The following is a 17,915-nucleotide window of genomic DNA, read 5'->3' as shown; positions in this document are numbered from 1 at the left end:
GACTCGCTCCTTTAGAACCTATTCAGCTAGGTTTTCCGGGTTGTTGTAATGGTGTTTGTCGAGCGGTTCTAGCTTTTTGTTGAACAGACTGACTGATACTTTCAGCTGCTTTGCTAACTGGAGCGGTTTTACGAGCACGTTGCATCGTTTTTAAGTGTCTGAGCTCGTCCTCTAATCCGCTTGAAATATTTGGAGAGATTTTTTGTTTAACCTCCATAGCCACTTTTTGTACTTGTTCGGTATTGATTTGGATCTTCAGATCTTCTACAGGTCCGGAACGATTTAATGCGGTTTTAGCCTCTTCCATTTTTGTTTTAAGAGCAGAATTCTTGATGTTAACAGTCTTAATCTCAAGTTTTGGCGTTACTTTCCGGTTCACTCTCACATTCTGAACGACCTCTTGCTCAACGGTTCGGGTAGAAGAGTTAACTTTAGGTAACGTAACGGACTCTGAAACCTTAGTGTTCGCATGTTGTTCTTGTTTCTTGATTTCGACATGAACACCACTACGTTGATCAATCCTCACCTTGTGCATCCTACGCTGACGAAGGGATTGCTCAGATACATTACTTGTAGACTGGAGCGGTAATATAGTCGATTTTGCCTGTTCCAGCGTTGCCTTCAGGTCTGGATTTTTGATATTGACTTGTTTCATATCCACTTGAACATCTTTACTGCGCTTAATGTTCACTTTATTCAGTGAACGTTGGTGAACGGACTGCTGAGATACATTGTTTGTCGATTGAATTGGTATGGAAGTACGCTTACTAGGTTCCATTCCAGTTTCCGATTGTCGAACATTCACAGTTTCTGCATGTACTTGTGTGCCTTTATAGCGCTTGATGTTCACTTTATTCAGTGAGCGCTGTTGAACGGACTGCTGGGCCACATCATTCGTGGATTGGAGCGGCAATATAGTCGCTCTAGCTTGTTGCATTCTAGTTTTCAGATCGGATTGTTGAACATTTACGCGTCCAACTTCCACCTTAGTGCCTGAATTACGGTTAAGGTTAACCTTATGCAGCATATTCTGTTGAACGGACTGCAGGGATGTCTTTCTTGTGGATCGGAATGGTGCTAATGCTTCCGCTCCCTGCTCCATCTTCGTCTTCAACTCTGGATTTTTGATGTTAACTTGTTGCATATCTATCTGAGTACCAGATCTGCGCTTGATGTTCACTTTGTTGAGGAGTGTTTGTTGTACAGACTGGCTAGCTACACTGCTTATTGCTTGAAGCGGCACTACAGCGGATTTTGCTTGCTGTAGATTGGCTACAAGATCCGCAGGTCTAACGTTCATTCGTCCCACTTCCAATTGCGTCCCAAACTTTCTTTGTACCCGCACCTTATGAAGCTGGCTTAGCTGGGTTGAAGTAGTCGTAGTCATGTTAGCAAGGGCTGCTGGAGTCTTCCCTACGTTTCCTTCTACGGAAGGGCTAACGTTAACCCGATACTTTGCTCGTAATCGAGAAGGCATGATTGAGTACGTATCTTCTGATAGTTTTGGATCCGCTTGGATTCTTCCAGTAAATAACCGTTTAATCTCCATTCGCTGAGTAACTTGTCTCCGCTTAAGGGTAATTGGTTTAGACTGTTCCTTTTGATCCAAACCACCAATCAACGACTGGTCTACAATTGTGCGGCGTACTTCTTGCTTCTTCGCAAGGTTACTACTCACGGAACTGTCTGGAAGCTTCGGTAATTTTGTGAGAACAGAAGCCTGACTTACGGGACCTACGATATAAGAAGGCGGAGGAATAATGATCTTATCCTGTTTCGCTTTAATATGAGTGACATTACTATCGAGCGATTGTTTAATATTTTGGTGTAGCTGTCCTTTACGCTCCTTCATTTGCGATGCGATAGCACTTCCTGGGATTTGAGGAACGCTAGTACGGAATGATTCGGTACTGATAGGAGCGGACTTATACAATGGAGTAACTTTGGTTTGACGGTCAGCCGCATTTTTTTGCTGTTTCTGTTTAGATAGGTAACTCTCAGGTAAAGCCAGTACTTTCGTATTTTTGTTTGTGATTGGATCAATCTTTTGGCCAAGTGCGATTTTACGATCGTTCATCTGACTCGTTATATTGCCAGTCGGAAGCTTCGGCATCTGAGAAACAAGGAAATCTGTGCTCACGGGTGCAGCAAAATGAACAACCGGTTCAGGAATATAAATACCTGCTGCAGGAGGAGCAATTTTACGTAAAGCTTCGTTTTCCTGAAGGAGTTTCATTTTATACTCATTAAATTCAGGCATTTCATCAAATATCGGAGCGATAGAAGTCCGGCTATTCCGGTGCATCATGGTCTCATTTACCTTTTGAGTGGTATTCAGCCCAGCAACTTTAAAACGTGAGTCCATGTTTTTAACGAAGTCAGTATGTTCGACTGGATTGCCTGTTACTTGTGAAGTATCGATTGCTCGCTTGTACTCCACTTTATAACGCTCAAAAAGTTGGATCATACAGAAGTCGTTCACTGAAGTCTGTAACTTATGGTTCTTATTAAGGGACTTCACTCGAGCCATTTGATTAACGGCTTCTTTCGGACGATTAACCATATGGGAAGCAGCCTGGCGGATCGCATTCTCGTTTCCGTATACAGTAGCGGCTACTTCTTGGTCGTTCATGCTTTCTTGAACACCTTGTGTTAAGACAGCCTGTTTCATATCTCCGCCATCGTCTTTAATTTCTTTGAGGCGGTTCTTTTCTTCCTTCCATTCTTTGTCCATGCCACGGAACGGATTCTTTGTGCCGTTACGTAGGTTCTCATTCACTCTTTGTACATATGGAGTGTATTGAACGTCTTCCCCTGACTCGTTGGCAATACTCTCTGCTGCTTGCTTCTCCCGCTGATAACGGAGCATCATACTAGAGCTTGTAGCGTCATTAAGGACAGTGGAAGCTTTCGAAAGTGAGCTTGGATTAAAGGTACTAGGTACACCTTCCCGCTCCTTGCTGTTAAAGATTCCGCTGACTTTGTTAGCGGCAGTATTATAAAGAGTTCTGGTTACGTTACGCTGAAAGGCATCCACAATCGTTGACTTTGTTTTAGGTATTTGTGGGATAACACCTGTAGCTTTAGAGAACACACTACTAATCTCTTCTCGGTATTTAAAAATAACAAAGATCATCACGGATTCTAGTAGGAGGCCAGTGAACCAGCCCTTTCCTCCCTTAACCGCGACCACATCATAGGTTACGTGACCCATAACGAGAGATAGATCTAAGAAAAACATAGTCATGGTGGTCGTTACTGCATAGCCGATCAGTTTAATAAATTGAGAACGAATGACGGCAATACCGGCTTCTCTACCAGGAAGTAATGAAGCTAATAAAGTAACGGACATAACAGCTGCGTGAACGATTAACTTCAAACGCATAAATATGGTCATCACTGCCCAGAAACAGAAGAAACCTAATATAAAGAGAGAAAAGATAAAATACACAAGGATGATGATCATTTGCTCCGCTGATCGAGCGGCTCCCACGCCGGGATACTTATCGGCTGCTTCGGCTAAAGCTATATCTCTTTCTTCCGAGAATGGTTTTGACGTCAGTACCTTATCAAATAGGACGGGATCTTTTGTTGAAATTTCAGTGCTATCGAACTGTAACATCGAATAAGGACGAATGACGAGTTCATTCCAAACTTGCTCGGAGATCACAGTAACTCCGTTCTCAGCGTTTGTGTTCAACCCAGTGGCTTTTGCTAAGCCCTTGTACATTGTATTTCCAACAGAACTGACCATTTGATTGGCCGTTTTTAAGAATGCACCGGACTGTGAAAAGAATGCTATACAAATAACCAGTGCGATTAAGAAGGATAGGGATTGTTGTAATCCATCCAGGAAGCGGGTACGCACCATTAACCAAAGGATGTAGGAAACGGTAATCATTACAGCAATACCGCCTAAGCCATCGAATAGTCCTCCAGAGGTGATAACGGCTCCATTTACACCTGTAACATTTCGGATAATGTCAGATACACTGTCTATCAGAGAGTCCATGAAGGAGAACGTAAATGCTTCACGGGCTAGAAAGTTAAAGAAGCGGGTCAATTGTACGGATACTAGAAAGCACATAGACAACATTTGGTCAAAGGCATTGACTAGACTATCCTTCGCGGCAGCACTTACTTGCCAAAAGTGATGGTCTTCAGAGACGGTTTGAAACGAATAATGAGAAACGCCATATCTGTTATACAGTGCATCTTTGTTAGTATCGCTTGGTACCATCGTATCAAGGGAATTTGCGTAAATTATGCTTGCAGGGATAGAGGCTACGATAAAAAATACTAGAACTAGACCAAGGATGATCGACAGCTGCTTATTTTTTTTGAAACCGAGCGTCGAAGCCTTTATTTTCATTGACTAGTCCTCCTCTTCCTCTGAAGATGCTGCTTCATCCATATACTGCTGGAACTGTTCCAACACTGTGAAATCAGACTCCTCAGTATCAGTTCTTGGTTCAGCAGCAACTACAGGTGGACGTGTATCGAAGCAATCGAACAGATGCTGGAAGACAACATCGATTTGTACAAGCCCAATACGACCATAGAGATCTTGCATTAAACACTGACCATTCGCTAGATTCTTGATCATATCGATATTCTCTTGGGTATCTTCCAATCCAAAATAGGATAAGGTATTCTTAATCTTCTTCGTATCCTGGTCACGGAAGGCGAACTTAACGCCAATATTCCCTGCTAGATCCCCGGCAACGTCAGTTGCGTTTTGCGTGACTATGATGGCTCCGCCTTTTAAGCTTCGTCCCGTACGAACAACCATATCTGCCAGCGCCTTACCCGCTTGTGTAGAGAGTAGTGCCCATGCTTCATCCATCAGTACGAATTTAAAGATGGATCGATCATGATAGATGAATTTAGTAGCGAAGCGGGCTATAGCAAACATTAAAGCTACGCTCATCTTCTCTTCCAATGAGTAGTTTTCAGGCAGTTTTTCTGGAGAAGGCATCTTCAGGTTTTGAACTTGTAATATATTAATGGCATAGTCCATTTTAATTGTTCTTTCTCCACCCGTACCAAACAAGAGTTTTGCAAAGGAGAGGGAGTGAAAACTTTCTAGTATTTCACCCAAGATTAAGGCATCTTCACGTGTTTTTCCCATTTCAAATAAAACCGTAATACATTTCGCGAGATAAGGCTCAGGTTCACTTGCAACTTTGTTTACTGCTTGTGAGATATAACTGTAACCACGTTCATTTGTTTTCGTGGAAGAAAGATACGCTAAAATCTCAACAGCCGCTTCTTTTGCTGTTTCAATATCGTCAAAAAACATGACAAAAGGATCAAGTTTCCCCATATCTTCTTTCGAAGAGGATAGAGTGGCGACCTGAATCTGTCCAGCTAGTTCAGGTAAATCCTCTGGCCAATTGGAGCGTTCCCCTTTCGGGTCAAATATTAAAGTCTTTCCTCCCAGTATGGCTGCATTCTGATATGCAAGAAGGTTAGCTAGGACGGATTTACCCCCGCCCAGTGTTCCAGTTACTGTCATACTTGGACTGCGGTTTTCTTGACTCGCAAGAGCGGGGTCAAAAAATACAGGATGATCTAGAGTACCGGTAGTTCCAATATATAATCCCTTACCATCTCCCAGTACTTGAGTAGCACCTATCATTCCAGAAGCTAGTTTTTCGGGTGGTATACGCTGTATATAGTCCGAAACATAGCGCGGTGAACCGGGAATAAAGTCATTAAACAAAAGCCACTGATCGCCTGCAGGTAGTTCTACTTGTACGTTACCAAAATCTCGGTAATGGTCCTGAAGGATTTTACAATTGCTCTTCAGGATGTTTAAGTCAGTATGATAAAGGCCATAGGTAACATGCGTGATAAATGTAGGGTTTTTACGCTTCTTGTATTCATCCTCTAAATATAGCGCCCGCTCTTGCTTTTCTTGCAAATCGATCGGTATATTAGCGCCTGCTTCGTGGATATTTTTGACTTGATTATCGATATCCATTTTCTTCTTACTGAGCTTTTTAATTGCCTCAACCGACTCCATAACCTCAACTTTGATACTCATTTCTACAGGGAACGGTAATGTGGCTGCACTGTAGAGCCACTCACTACCTGGCATCTCTGCACTTTCCGGTAGATCAGAAAGGACCATATATGCATGATAGATATACTGATCTTTTCCATCACAAAGTTGCTGTATTTTAATGCGTCGTGGGTGAGAACAATCCATTTCCCCTTCTGTGAGTGTGATAACCTGTCTTGAATCATAGAAGAAGGTATTTAAGCCACTGCGTATACCCTTAGTTTTTTTCGGAGACCAATGTTGTTCATCTGTTGACCGCAAACTAGGGTCTGCAATCCCCCACCAAAAGTTTCGTTTTATGAGCCACTCCGTTGTCATTGGTGTACCTCGTGTGATTTTAAGACGGCGGGATAGACGATCAAAAATTTGTCGTTCTTTTACGAGATAACTCTGAAACTCATGTTCGAAAATTTCAGGTTCATTCATTCCTGATATATTCTCAATGGTCCGCATCGGATGGCGTATGAGTTTCTTGAGTTCTACTGCGATACTACCCACTTGTTCTAATAAATCTTTATCTTCACTTTTAGGGAGATACACGGCGATGTACGGACGATAGTCCGCATTATTGGCTCCATTCTCAGTATTGTAGTTCCCTTGTAGATACTCTTCCATTTCACTTACTATTTGAGTCGCACGTTTTTTCAAGGGGCCAGAAAGTCTTTTTTCTTTTAGTAGTTCATGATGTCGATGGATATCATGTGTTTTTGGCAACCAAAGGATATGAAATTGATGTGTTAATAAAGATAAAAAAGATGTTTGGCTAATTAATCTATCTATTTTTTGCTGGTCACTTAGATGGTCGTAAATAAATGAACTGATTTCATAAATTGCCCATACCTCTTTATTGCGGTTGAAAATTAAGTTTTCTTCAAAATATGCGATTGGAAATTCAATGCTGACTTTACTAGGTTTCTTCTTCGCTGGTGTTAAGAGTGATGACAAATTTTAGCCTCCTTTGAAAACGAGAGCGTGACTATCCACGCTCTCGTTTAGTTCGAAACACAACTTTGCTTCGGTACACGTATTTTTTGTTGTGCTCTATCTTACGGTACCTATGTAGATGCTTAGGACGTATTGAGAAGAGGATCATACTATATAGCCATTTATGGGGCGCTTTCCCATCTAGTTTTTGTTTTGTGATTATCCAAGTGGATAACAATGGGAGAAAAACATAGATGTACGCTCCTGGTATGAAGAATAGTATTTTACCGAGGATAATCCAAACCACTTCAATAGCACAAAAGGTGAGAACAACACGTAGATTTGCGGGAACGGGTAACTTTTTGCCTTCTAACGCATAGATAACCCAATCCAAGTTCCAAATCTTTGTATAGTTAGATACGGTGATCCGTGGTGGATCTTGTTTTTCATTCATGCTGCATTACCCGAAGAACATAGTGAAGAATTTCCCACCCAAAGTCTTCATGGATTCCCAGTTCATGATCATCGCAAGTACAAGGGTCATACCAAAAAAGCTAATCATTTTCATCCAATCTCTAACGAACATAAAATAAGCACCTACACACAATAAAATGCCAGGGATAACAGCTCCAACATTTTTTGTTAGCCAGTTCCCTATGTTTACACCTGGATCAGTAGCAGCAAAGGCTGGCATCGCAGCAAACATGGATACTACCAATAGGAGAGAAACTCGGAGAGCTATTCTATGACTCGCTTTATTCTTTTGAAGCATTAATAAAAACCCCTCTCAGCGCTAATTTATTAATTTGGTGTTGAAGTCGAACTTGGTTCAGGAGCGGGAATTGCAGATGATATAGGTAAATTAGTTGGTGTCTGATCTTCATTTAATTGATGAGTTCCTACTGACAACACGTAAAATTTTCCATTTGTATCAGTGGCGTTTAATGTCCATGTATTAACAAATAATTCGCCTAGATCGTTTTTAACAATGACAGAAGCCTCAATACGATAGTAATCAGGCATGCCATCTTGTTCTATAACCTTATACATTGCTATAGATTCGACGGTATCTAAGGTGAAGTCAGATGGAATTAAGGTATCTGGAGATGAAGCATTATCTGAGTAATAGTACTTAAGCTGGCTAACATTTCCCTCTAAATAAGTTTTAAGAAAGCTTTCTGACAGTTCCTTCCCTCTAGAAAGCAAGGACTTATCAGAAACAATATTACTGTCGTCACCATCGATTGAGGCACCCTTTTGCTGATTACCAATAAAACGTGGGTACGTTTCAATTAGAGGACCATTATCCGTCAGAGTAATTGGAACAACCATGTATGTTTTTTTGATAATGGTCTTTCCACTTGTTGAATCAGTCTGTGCAGCTGCACTATTAGGGACATTTGAATCTGTCCCTATTTCCAAAGGAGCTTTAGTGTTGCTGATTTCAACTTCTCTTCTAACCAAAGTAGTAATATCAAAATGTGTAGGATCGATCATTTTGGAATCATAGATCTCTGCTGAGAGTACTCGTGACTCGCCTTTAACTTCAAAAAACTTTAAGCCGGCATCTTGATCGATGTTAATTATGAATTTGCTAATACGATCGATGCGGTCATTTGCATTAGTGGTATTCCAGGTAAAATACTCTGTGGCAAAATCTGTTGCGAAGCCTTTTACTGAGTCAGAGATTGTGGGTGAATTACTTTCAACGTTGGTTACTTTTTCTATGATTTGTGGTCCTCGTGCGAAAGATACCACTCCTCTAATCAGTATAAAAAAACAAAAAGTCCAAAAGAGAATTCGTAAAGCCCTCTTAGGTGCCATAGTTTTTGGTGCACGTGGTTTAATCGACTTGTCTGATTTTAATTTCTTTTTTTTCTCTTCTTTTGAGGCTTCAAGAATCTCAGCCTCATCAGACTCTGCTTTTTTTTTGTTTTTTGAGAACAATCCCAAAACGAGATCACCTGCCTAAGAGGATTTTTTGTCTTTTTTACCAAAACTTAAAGAAATAATAAATATCACTACAAACACAAGGATTAAAGCGTGTTTTGTATCTAAGACCATCAACCAGCGCCAACTATCTTGAATTCTCGCCCACAACCCGGGGATTTCATTTACGATTGCGTTTGAGGAATAATCAATGATCTCTGCTACTTTTTCATGAGAATCACTTGGGGTCGTTGGCTGCTCCGTAACAGTTGGAGTTGGTAACGGCTTAGTTGTAGCAATAGCGGGTGGATCAGAAGCAGAATTATCCAATTTGCTAGGACTACGAATTAGTAGTACTGCAGCTATTAGAATGAAAAGTACACTCACACAGGCAACAGCAACTTTTTTGTTTTTTGTCATTCATTCACCTCCGATTATAGTATATATATTAATTAACTAATATGATATCTAATATATATACTAACATAATAGTATATTGTGTTGTACATGGTAAATATAAAAAAGACGAGTTTGTCAACTGTAGACAATTCTCGTCTTTTTTATATTTACTCTTTTCGAATGGTTTTTAAAAAAATCAATTAATTTTTAATAGGTATCATTGATCCCCTATTCAGATGGAATTAATTTTTCATAAGAAGAAATTATGTCACCAATATCTCTACCTGTAAAAACCCTGTGCTTCTCTCCAAACACTTTTTTTGCAGCTTTCTCAATGTTATGGAGCCGGGTGTTATAGATGGCATCGGGAACAACAAATGCAATGATCCCCTCTCTTATTATTTTATTGCTGGAGATTTTTAGAACGTTATTATATCGAGCAAGTTTGTTTTCAATTGAAACTTGATCTGAAAAAAAAGGAGATCGTTGAACTGGCTCAGTAGATCTGTCTAATTCTACATAGAATAATTGCTCCCCTATTCTCAACACTGCATCTGGACGAACTGTAATTGTCTCGGCATCATCTTGAACGGCCAATGATGGGTACCAGTCCCAGTCATGAAACTGTTTTAAATCGCTTTCTTCATTCATCCATTTATAGCGGAGGTCTAGATAGACCTTTGCTAATTCCCAGAAGTGTTGCTTTTTCGCTCTCTCCATATCTAATTCATGTTTAGAAAGCCTATTCTCTTCTAATATCCCTCTTTTCATTTCAACAACTTTTAAACCACGGGAACTAAGATAATACCAAGACTCACCTAGAATTTCGTTTTTTCTTTTATGTATAGGTAGATTAGAAGAATCAGGGTTGAAATTTGAAGATTCTATCAATCCTCTATCTTTCAAACGTTTAATTGTTCTTCTAGTAGCTATGAGGGCTCTTTTTTGATTTTTTATATCCAACTCATTCCTTACTTGATTTGTAGCTAATGTGTATTCAGGATAATGAAATTGAGTTGTGTCTAGAAAATATATATTTATCGCTGTTGATTGGGGCATGCATCTGCAAAAGTAGAGATCAGTTAAGAGATTCCATTCTCGTGCTGTTATTAGATCAATTACCTCTCCTATTGATAAATCGCCCTTCGGTGTCCTTTTATTTTTCTGCTCATCTTTTTTTCCTGAGGACTCATTATTAGCTGCCATAATCATCTCTCCTTTATTTATCCATGAGTGGGCTGGGGTTGAAAATCATAAGGGTGGTTAAACCGTATTAGTCGCGTTTTTAAAATTGAGTTAAACCCTTATATGAAAAGGAATGTTTAGAAAATCCCTTAATTTAACTTGCCAACATATTAATTAACATACAACACAACATAAAGCTTTACAAAAACGAATTTTAAAAACATTAAAGGTCTTTACATTTGGTGTTTGAAAAATTATACATAAAGCATTACGTACGACACTTATTGAAATTGGGAAAATTCCTTTAGAATAGGTGTCTGTTAGAGCCTATTAAGTTAATACAAAAATAATTGAATTCGACTACTACGTGTTGAGATCTATCAAGACAAATTAGTATGAATTACTCGAAATTACTAATCGAAGTCTTGGGTTATTAATAACTCGAATTAATAGTAGTTTCTCTTCAATTAGCTGTACCTAATAATAGGAATTCAATACTAAGTAGGAGCGAAAGGTTCGGTATCGATTGATACTTACTAATCAGATTATTAAAAGATTATTATATGATACGAATAATTCAGCTGTTTCAAAAAAGATTTAATTAAATATTCACCAAATCGGATTGTATTCTGGCGGAGAGATCGTTAAATTGTTGTTACTTGATAAGTATAGAATTAATAAAAGATTAGTATCTTATTATGATAAAATTATTCTTGTATATGTACATTGGTATGACAACATCGTTATTTAATTTGACTAAAGGTGAACTTACTACTATAATTTTCTTTAGAGACTATGTAAATTATGGGAGGAATGATTATATGAAATTTCAGTTCAATGTGGGTAATGATCTAGGTAATAGCGAACAAGATATTTATGTAGATGGAAAGCTAGTACAGCAGCCCAACGTTTTTTCTATAGCTGGACAAATCCCTTGGGTAGATGACGATACTGATGTTGTGAAAAATTTGAAAAATATCTATGATAATCTAGCTGTTTCTATTGTTGCTACTGCGGGCATCCCTACGGGCCTTTACCTTATTGGGAAACATGCTTTGAAAACAAATGGAGAAAATGTAACTAATCTCTACGTAAAAGGAAATAATTCTAAAGCAAATCAAACGGTGCCTTATGTTAATACATTAAGTGTTATTGCTGCTCGTGCTGTAGAAAAAGCTAATGAACAAGGTGAGTTACCTAATGAGATCAATGTGGATGTTGATATGGCAACAGCCCTTCCCGTTAAGCAACATACACCATCGAATATCCAAACACTTCAGAGTAACTTCTTAAGTAGTACGCACAATGTTACAGTTCATTTAGGCCTTACTAAAAAAGTTCTTGTAAAGATTAATTTTATCTATGTACATGTATTGCAAGAGGGATCACCTGCAGTGTTTTCACTTCAGATGAACTCGAGTGGAGCTTGGCGGACAGCTGGATATCAAGGTAATAATGATGATGAGAAAAACCCTATTTTTTCTGAATTCGGAAATACATATAGCATAGAAAATATCGATGGCAGTTACTTTGATGGGAAAAACATCCTCCATCTTGATTGTGGTGATGGTACTACTGATACACCATTTACTAGAGGTGATTCGGTAGACAAAGATTTTGGTAGTGGCGTGAATCATGGAGTAGGACATGCAATCGATCCTGCGACTAACGATTTATTAGCATTAGCACCTCATGCTTTTAACTCAGTATCAAGACAGCAATATAGTGAGATATTGAAATCTCAATTCACATCAAGAAAACATAAGTTCTTAAATGAAGCCCTTCAAGCATTCGGGCCACATATAGATAATCAAGTAGCGCAGATCATGAAGCATGTTAGTGATCAAACTTTAATAATTGGAACAAATGATATCGATATTATTGTCGTTTATGGTGGTGGTAGCATATTAATGAAGGATAAACTTTATCCTAAACTTAAGGAACTCGCTGATAGATTGAGAATTCAGCTACTATATGTACCGAAAGAATATGCAATTACATTAAATGCTGAAGGTTTAGACTTCTTCGTAAAGAGCCCTATTTATGCAGCTTTAAAAGAAGCAAATATGAATACAGTTAAAGGTCTTAAAACTAATACAAAGAAATCTAACAAGGAAGTTGCGGCTACAAACGAATAGTTTGGGGTCCTCCCTACTTATAACATTGATTACTTCTTGAGGGGGTGAACCAGAGATGAGGAAAACAGATGCACAGAGAGGCAAAGCTGCTGCATTTAAGCTCAGAGAGGACGAAGAAGAATTGGTTCTTCAATGGATTAATGCACAGTCAGTATATGGAGATTCGATGCGTTATCTTATTCAGAAAGATATAGCCGAAAATGGAATTAGAAATCTCCAGCAGTTCGTTCCTCGTTCAAGAGATATTGAATCGATTAAAAGACAGTTGATGGAAAACAATACGAATCAATCCGGTTTAAAACCTATTGAATTGCCTTCTATTGAGAATGAGAATAAGGGTAATAATAATAATCTCACTTTAAGTAGTGAAATTGATAAGAATAAAGATAGTGATTCTTTTATAAAGGATACAAATTTGAATGAACCTGAAATCATTCACTCTACTAATACAGAGATTGAAAATCGTCCTGCAAGAAAAACTTTCAGTAACGATGTAATAAGCTCATATCAGAGTTAGTTATTTTGAAAAAAAGCTCTTCATCATAATGATGAAGAGCTTTTTGCTTTTCTAAAAATAGAAACCTGGGATTAATTCTTAAGAAAAGTAAACTAGGCCAAAAGTAGAAAAAAGGTTCGTTGTTTCATCGTAATTGATTTTACATTGCTGGTATCCTAATAAGTATTTCATAGAGATATCATTATCATTTTTTGACTAAGCTTAGAAAACGGCGGCAGCCATGAACGAGAAAATAGATTTATAGATTAGCGCTGTGCTGTTAACCACCCTCTCTGTTAGCGAAGTACCCTGAAAGTGTGTCATTGTCATCGCCCTTTGGCTGTTGCAGCAGGAGCTTGAATATATGCTCATATCGCTCACGGACCTTCGGTATTTACTCCTCGTGTAACTTTTTGAGCCTCTCAGTTGACAGACAAATTTCATATTCCTGCTCCGGGCTGACCTTATAAAGTTTCGTCGTTTTGATATCGCCTATTTCATAAACCGTTCTCGATTTCTCTAGAACTTGGTTCTCCTTATCCCATGTTCGATACGTTCTCCTACCTCCCTTTGTTAAGGGGGACTTTGTTTCTCTCTTTTCTATTATTTCGTCTGTCGTGTCTTACTATTTTCAACTGAATAAATTCAAACATATAGTCTCTTGTTTAATAGAATATACTAATTTAATTAGAATATGATACTAATACGATTATTACTACGTTATAATAAAGTGCAATTGAGTATTTACATAGATTTGATTTGATTGTTTTTATAGGTGGGGCTTTCAATTACTTTGAATCAGCCCTGCAATTCAGGGTAATTCAGCAAAATGACAAAACCTATTAAACTGTACTGAAGTAAATTAATATGAATTGATTTGGTTTGATACGACTTGAACTGCATTTTTGCGATGAAAAGCTGAATTAGTGCTATAATTCAGAGTAATTCAGGTATGTTTCAATTCAAATCAATACGAATTGAAATGAATTAATTTGAGTATGGTTGAATTGAAACATACTAATTTACTTTGAAATCTATTGGAAGTACCTATTTATTTGTTAATGGATATTGTAAAATGAAGTTATGAGAATTTGGGGGAAGGAGTGTTGTGTGAATGGAGTACGAATATAGTGATATCCGGACAAAGGAAGAAGTAGAAGAAGCAAGCAAAGAAGAAATGAGAGAGCTATTAATTGAAACATTTGACAATGTATCAGTCCTCTATGAGATTTATAAAAGAAGATCATGGTTAGATAAATTGTTTACAGATAATATCTTAAGTATGGATAAGGATGCGCTCTATGTATCCAATCAAGTAGCAACTATTTGTGAAACTCAAACTTATATGATTAATAACAGACGACGAGAACTGTTAGATTATATCAATCCCATTTCTATGGGAGAAGGTAGTAGTAAAACCTTTAAGCATAATTACATATCTGTGTTTAAGATGAAAATGATTATAGGTCTTACAGGGGAAGGATCTGAATATACGGTCCCACAATTAAAAGAAATTATCTATAGTGGGGGGAAACCAACAACTACGACTAATAAGTCTGAAGAAACAACCAGTAGTGATCAAATGTTTCAAATGATGCAGAAAATGAAAAGGTTTGATAAGTTTTTAGATATGATTGAGTCAGATGAGTTTTTTAAAGAAATAGATAGAAGAGTCCAAGTTACTACTGATAAATTATTGAAAGAATCATCAAGTGATGATGAAGTGCATGAAAAGATAATCGAACTATTTGACAAAATAGCATACGGGAACGAGTCTATACCTTTTAAAGAAGAGCTTTTTAAAGAGTTCGACTCTCTTTTGGAATTATATCCGAAGCAATCGTACTCAATAAATATGTACAAAACTGCTGCAGATGAAAAAATCGCGAGATTTAAACAAGATGAACGAGAATTACATGTGCAAAAAGTTAAAGGAACTATTGCTGATTTAATTGAAAAATACTCAATATCCAATAGTGATAACGAAAGAGATACTATAAGGAATCAATTATCAAGACTATCAGAACAAAATCCAGACATGAGTTTTGATATTAGAATGTGGTTATCTACACTTTCAAAAGAAAAAGCAAAAAAAGGCTTGCTGAGCCGGTTCTTCTCTAAATAAAAATAGCATCTATCCGATCTCAAGTTGAGTAATTGGAAAGGTGCTGTTTTTATTATATATATTAATATTATAATTATGTATTATATATACTAATTAAGGAGGAATAAATGTTGAAGTTTTTTGGAATGATCCTCGGAGGGATATTATCAGCGTTCGGTCATATGTTTGGGTTTATATTCAAAAATGTTTACATTGAGATAAGAAGATTCAGTATGGATCCTGCGAACAAAAATACATTATGGAACATCCAGGCGTTTTTATTACTTGGATTCTTGATGATCAACTTCTTTTGGTTAATCGGTAAGTACCAAGATCAATTTTATGGGCTATCGGATCCCGTATTTTACAGAGCAATCCCACTTTTAATCCCATGTTTCTTGGGACATATCATTTACTCATGTCCAATTTTATTTAAGAATAACTACTCTAAACCAATTATTCAAACATTTCTTAATGGATTAAGCAGCCTGGCTTTAGGACAAATATTAATGAGATTTCTCCCCTATACAATGGGTCTTTTAATCGCTGTGGTGATATTTATTGTCGTAATTATTTTTACTTTGTATTACACCTTGCATTTTAATGTGAAATCAACAACTTTTCATAAATTAACAGCTGCAGTTGAACAATCTGAAATAAGCTCCTTAAAAAATAACAGTAATAAGTCAGTTTTGAACATGGTCAAGAGGAGAGACGGAATTACAGAAGAAGAATTATATGAATTTGACGGAATTGATTTGAATAAGGAAGGGTGTTTGTCTCACTTTAGATACTATTCTGAAGAATGTCGTTTAGATTTATTCCATACAATTCCTACCAAAGATCGCCAGAGTCAGCTGATGTCCCTTAATAGGAATGATCGAGCGCAACATGAGCAACTATTAGGGGGAACTGGTGCTGGTAAAACGGTACTAGCAACAAATCTAATCGTACAAGATTTGTTGAATGATTACATTGGTAGTACGATCATTGAACCAAAGGGATCTCTTATCAATCGTCTAGCAAACTTTTTGACACGTGTTGGAAGACCATTTCGTAGGTTAGACCCACAATGCGAAACTACAGATTGTCTGAATCCTCTTTTTGTTCCAGAAGGAGAAGATATCGAGCCAATGATAGAAGCAAATGTATCAGCTTTTCATGGTTATCTCGGACCAGACGCTGAAATATTTTTCAAAAATAGATCAACTAATTTAATGAGGGTATGTATAAAAGCTCTTAAGTTAGCCTATGGTAATAATTGTGGGTACAATGAATTAGACCGTCTAGTACAACCTATGAACGATGATTATAGAGCAGAGGTCTTATCAGTAATTATAGAAAAGGGTTTTGAGAAACAAGTTGGCTTACTAAGAGAATATACTCGTAATATGGCTGCTAACGAAAAGACTAGAGAATACACAGAAAAAACGAACTCAAATCTTTATGATTATCTTACGATGTTAACTAGTAACAGGCATATACAAAAAATTCTTTGTGGTCCGTCTACTTTTAATATTGACGATGCAATAAAAAATGGTGAGGTAATCTTGGTTAATGGGGCTTATGGAACCTTGCAAACTTTGACATATACGGTTGGGCGATTGTTTATAAATCTCGTAAGAGCAAGTACTTTTAGACGGGATATTAAAGGTGAAATTCGACCACATCAAATAACGATCGATGAGATTGAAATGTTCGCAGACGAAGAATTCTCAACATTCTTGGAAATGGCAAGAGAATTCGAAGTTTTTGTTCGAGTAATACATCAAGGTAATGAACAGTTAAATGATGTAAGCAAAAGATTAGGCGCAATGGTAAAACAAAATGCAGTGCAGAAATACCTTCTAGCAGGGTTAGAGAATGAAGATGCAGATTATTACGCTAGTATGATTGGTGAATTTTATGAGATAGGACAGAGTAGTGGGACCGATGAGATGTCTACAACAGGGTTTAAAACACAAATAAAAGAGGAAAAGCGATTTAAAGTTCTACCGTCTGAAATATTACATTTAAAAGGATATAATCCGGAAACAGGTGAAGCAGGCGAATGCCTCTTCCGTCAGGTACATAACAATGTACGGTTAGATCCAGTTAAGGGATTATTTAAACCACTTCCAAAGGTATTATTTAGCCCTTTAATTTCTGAAAAGATCGCGGATGATAATAATTTGGAAAGTGAAGAGCTTACTTCATACGATGATTTTGATAATTTAGAGGATTTAAATGATAATGAAATGCCAAATGAAGAAAATGAACAACAAATTATTTTAGAAAAACTTAAGAAGAAGGCCAGTGAAAAGAGAAGAAATGAAAGTGAAAGTGTAAAAATAAATAATACCTTAAACATTGATGGTACTGAGTTGATGAACAAAAATGTAATTAGAAATCCTTTATGGGATAGTGAAGATGATGTCACCGATTCAACGGGAGAAGAAATTGTAGTTGAAAGTATTACTAAACAAAATATGATATATAAACCAGCTGGTATTGATGATAAAACTCTGTTAGTAGCACAGAAAATTAGAAAGATATCTGAAAAGGCTAGGAATAAAGTAAATGAATAAATACAATAGAGGATTTTTTTAAAATATTTATAAGTTAATTGAAGATTAGATTTTAATATTTAAATTAGTGTTTATTACAATAAAAAAAGCAAAGCGGAGTATTACT

Annotated in this window: 11 protein-coding genes; 4 read left to right on the top strand and 7 right to left on the bottom strand. The window is 37.3% G+C overall.

The window, feature by feature from the left end; translation table 11 throughout:
* Window positions 1-22: 22 nt before the first annotated feature.
* The 7 genes from NYE58_RS36440 to NYE58_RS36410 form a co-directional block, all read right to left on the bottom strand.
* The gene (locus tag NYE58_RS36440; RefSeq protein WP_341004385.1) at window positions 23-4,372 is read right to left on the bottom strand and encodes a CD3337/EF1877 family mobilome membrane protein; all 4,350 of its coding nucleotides are present in this window, start codon (window positions 4,370-4,372) and stop codon (window positions 23-25) included.
* Between the two features lie 3 nt (window positions 4,373-4,375).
* Window positions 4,376-7,012, bottom strand: a complete 2,637-nt coding sequence (locus NYE58_RS36435; RefSeq protein ID WP_341004384.1) for an ATP-binding protein — start codon at window positions 7,010-7,012, stop codon at window positions 4,376-4,378.
* A gap of 31 nt (window positions 7,013-7,043) precedes the next feature.
* Window positions 7,044-7,445 (bottom strand): TcpE family conjugal transfer membrane protein, encoded by a 402-nt coding sequence (locus tag NYE58_RS36430; protein WP_076179056.1) that lies wholly within the window; start codon window positions 7,443-7,445, stop codon window positions 7,044-7,046.
* A 6-nt stretch (window positions 7,446-7,451) separates the two neighbouring features.
* On the bottom strand, window positions 7,452-7,763 hold the full coding sequence (locus NYE58_RS36425; RefSeq protein WP_341004383.1) for a hypothetical protein: 312 nt from the start codon (window positions 7,761-7,763) through the stop codon (window positions 7,452-7,454).
* A gap of 29 nt (window positions 7,764-7,792) precedes the next feature.
* Window positions 7,793-8,944, bottom strand: coding sequence for a conjugal transfer protein (locus tag NYE58_RS36420; RefSeq protein ID WP_341004382.1), 1,152 nt, complete (start codon window positions 8,942-8,944; stop codon window positions 7,793-7,795).
* A gap of 15 nt (window positions 8,945-8,959) precedes the next feature.
* The gene (locus tag NYE58_RS36415; protein ID WP_341004381.1) at window positions 8,960-9,340 is read right to left on the bottom strand and encodes a hypothetical protein; all 381 of its coding nucleotides are present in this window, start codon (window positions 9,338-9,340) and stop codon (window positions 8,960-8,962) included.
* 207 nt (window positions 9,341-9,547) lie between these two features.
* Window positions 9,548-10,525 carry a replication-relaxation family protein gene (locus NYE58_RS36410; RefSeq protein ID WP_341004380.1) on the bottom strand — a complete coding sequence of 326 codons (978 nt, stop codon included), beginning with the start codon at window positions 10,523-10,525 and terminating at the stop codon, window positions 9,548-9,550.
* Window positions 10,526-11,325: 800 nt separating this feature from the next.
* Between NYE58_RS36410 and NYE58_RS36405 the strand changes: the two genes are divergently transcribed.
* The 4 genes from NYE58_RS36405 (at window position 11,326) to NYE58_RS36390 (ending at window position 17,809) form a co-directional block, all read left to right on the top strand.
* Window positions 11,326-12,642 carry a ParM/StbA family protein gene (locus tag NYE58_RS36405; protein WP_341004378.1) on the top strand — a complete coding sequence of 439 codons (1,317 nt, stop codon included), beginning with the start codon at window positions 11,326-11,328 and terminating at the stop codon, window positions 12,640-12,642.
* Window positions 12,643-12,697: 55 nt separating this feature from the next.
* Complete coding sequence (locus NYE58_RS36400; protein WP_341004377.1) at window positions 12,698-13,159, top strand: hypothetical protein; 462 nt, start codon at window positions 12,698-12,700, stop codon at window positions 13,157-13,159.
* 1,093 nt (window positions 13,160-14,252) lie between these two features.
* Window positions 14,253-15,263: a hypothetical protein gene (locus tag NYE58_RS36395; RefSeq protein ID WP_341004376.1), complete on the top strand. Its 1,011-nt coding sequence runs from the start codon at window positions 14,253-14,255 to the stop codon at window positions 15,261-15,263.
* A gap of 107 nt (window positions 15,264-15,370) precedes the next feature.
* Window positions 15,371-17,809 (top strand): type IV secretory system conjugative DNA transfer family protein, encoded by a 2,439-nt coding sequence (locus NYE58_RS36390; protein WP_341004375.1) that lies wholly within the window; start codon window positions 15,371-15,373, stop codon window positions 17,807-17,809.
* Window positions 17,810-17,915 lie beyond the last annotated feature (106 nt).

Source organism: Paenibacillus sp. FSL L8-0708 (assembly GCF_038009325.1).
GTDB classification, from domain to species: Bacteria; Bacillota; Bacilli; order Paenibacillales; family Paenibacillaceae; genus Paenibacillus_AQ; species Paenibacillus_AQ odorifer.
This window is presented reverse-complemented; position numbering and strand designations above follow the sequence as displayed.

What these genes read in the sequence shown, in the direction of transcription:
- NYE58_RS36440 (WP_341004385.1), bottom strand. Translation starts at nt 4,372, where the DNA reads ATGAAAATAAAGGCTTCGACGCTCGGTTTCAAAAAAAATAAGCAGCTG.
- NYE58_RS36430 (WP_076179056.1), bottom strand. Translation starts at nt 7,445, where the DNA reads ATGAATGAAAAACAAGATCCACCACGGATCACCGTATCTAACTATACA.
- NYE58_RS36425 (WP_341004383.1), bottom strand. Translation starts at nt 7,763, where the DNA reads ATGCTTCAAAAGAATAAAGCGAGTCATAGAATAGCTCTCCGAGTTTCT.
- NYE58_RS36415 (WP_341004381.1), bottom strand. Translation starts at nt 9,340, where the DNA reads ATGACAAAAAACAAAAAAGTTGCTGTTGCCTGTGTGAGTGTACTTTTC.
- NYE58_RS36410 (WP_341004380.1), bottom strand. Translation starts at nt 10,525, where the DNA reads ATGGCAGCTAATAATGAGTCCTCAGGAAAAAAAGATGAGCAGAAAAAT.
- NYE58_RS36405 (WP_341004378.1), top strand. Translation starts at nt 11,326, where the DNA reads ATGAAATTTCAGTTCAATGTGGGTAATGATCTAGGTAATAGCGAACAA.
- NYE58_RS36400 (WP_341004377.1), top strand. Translation starts at nt 12,698, where the DNA reads ATGAGGAAAACAGATGCACAGAGAGGCAAAGCTGCTGCATTTAAGCTC.
- NYE58_RS36395 (WP_341004376.1), top strand. Translation starts at nt 14,253, where the DNA reads ATGGAGTACGAATATAGTGATATCCGGACAAAGGAAGAAGTAGAAGAA.
- NYE58_RS36390 (WP_341004375.1), top strand. Translation starts at nt 15,371, where the DNA reads ATGTTGAAGTTTTTTGGAATGATCCTCGGAGGGATATTATCAGCGTTC.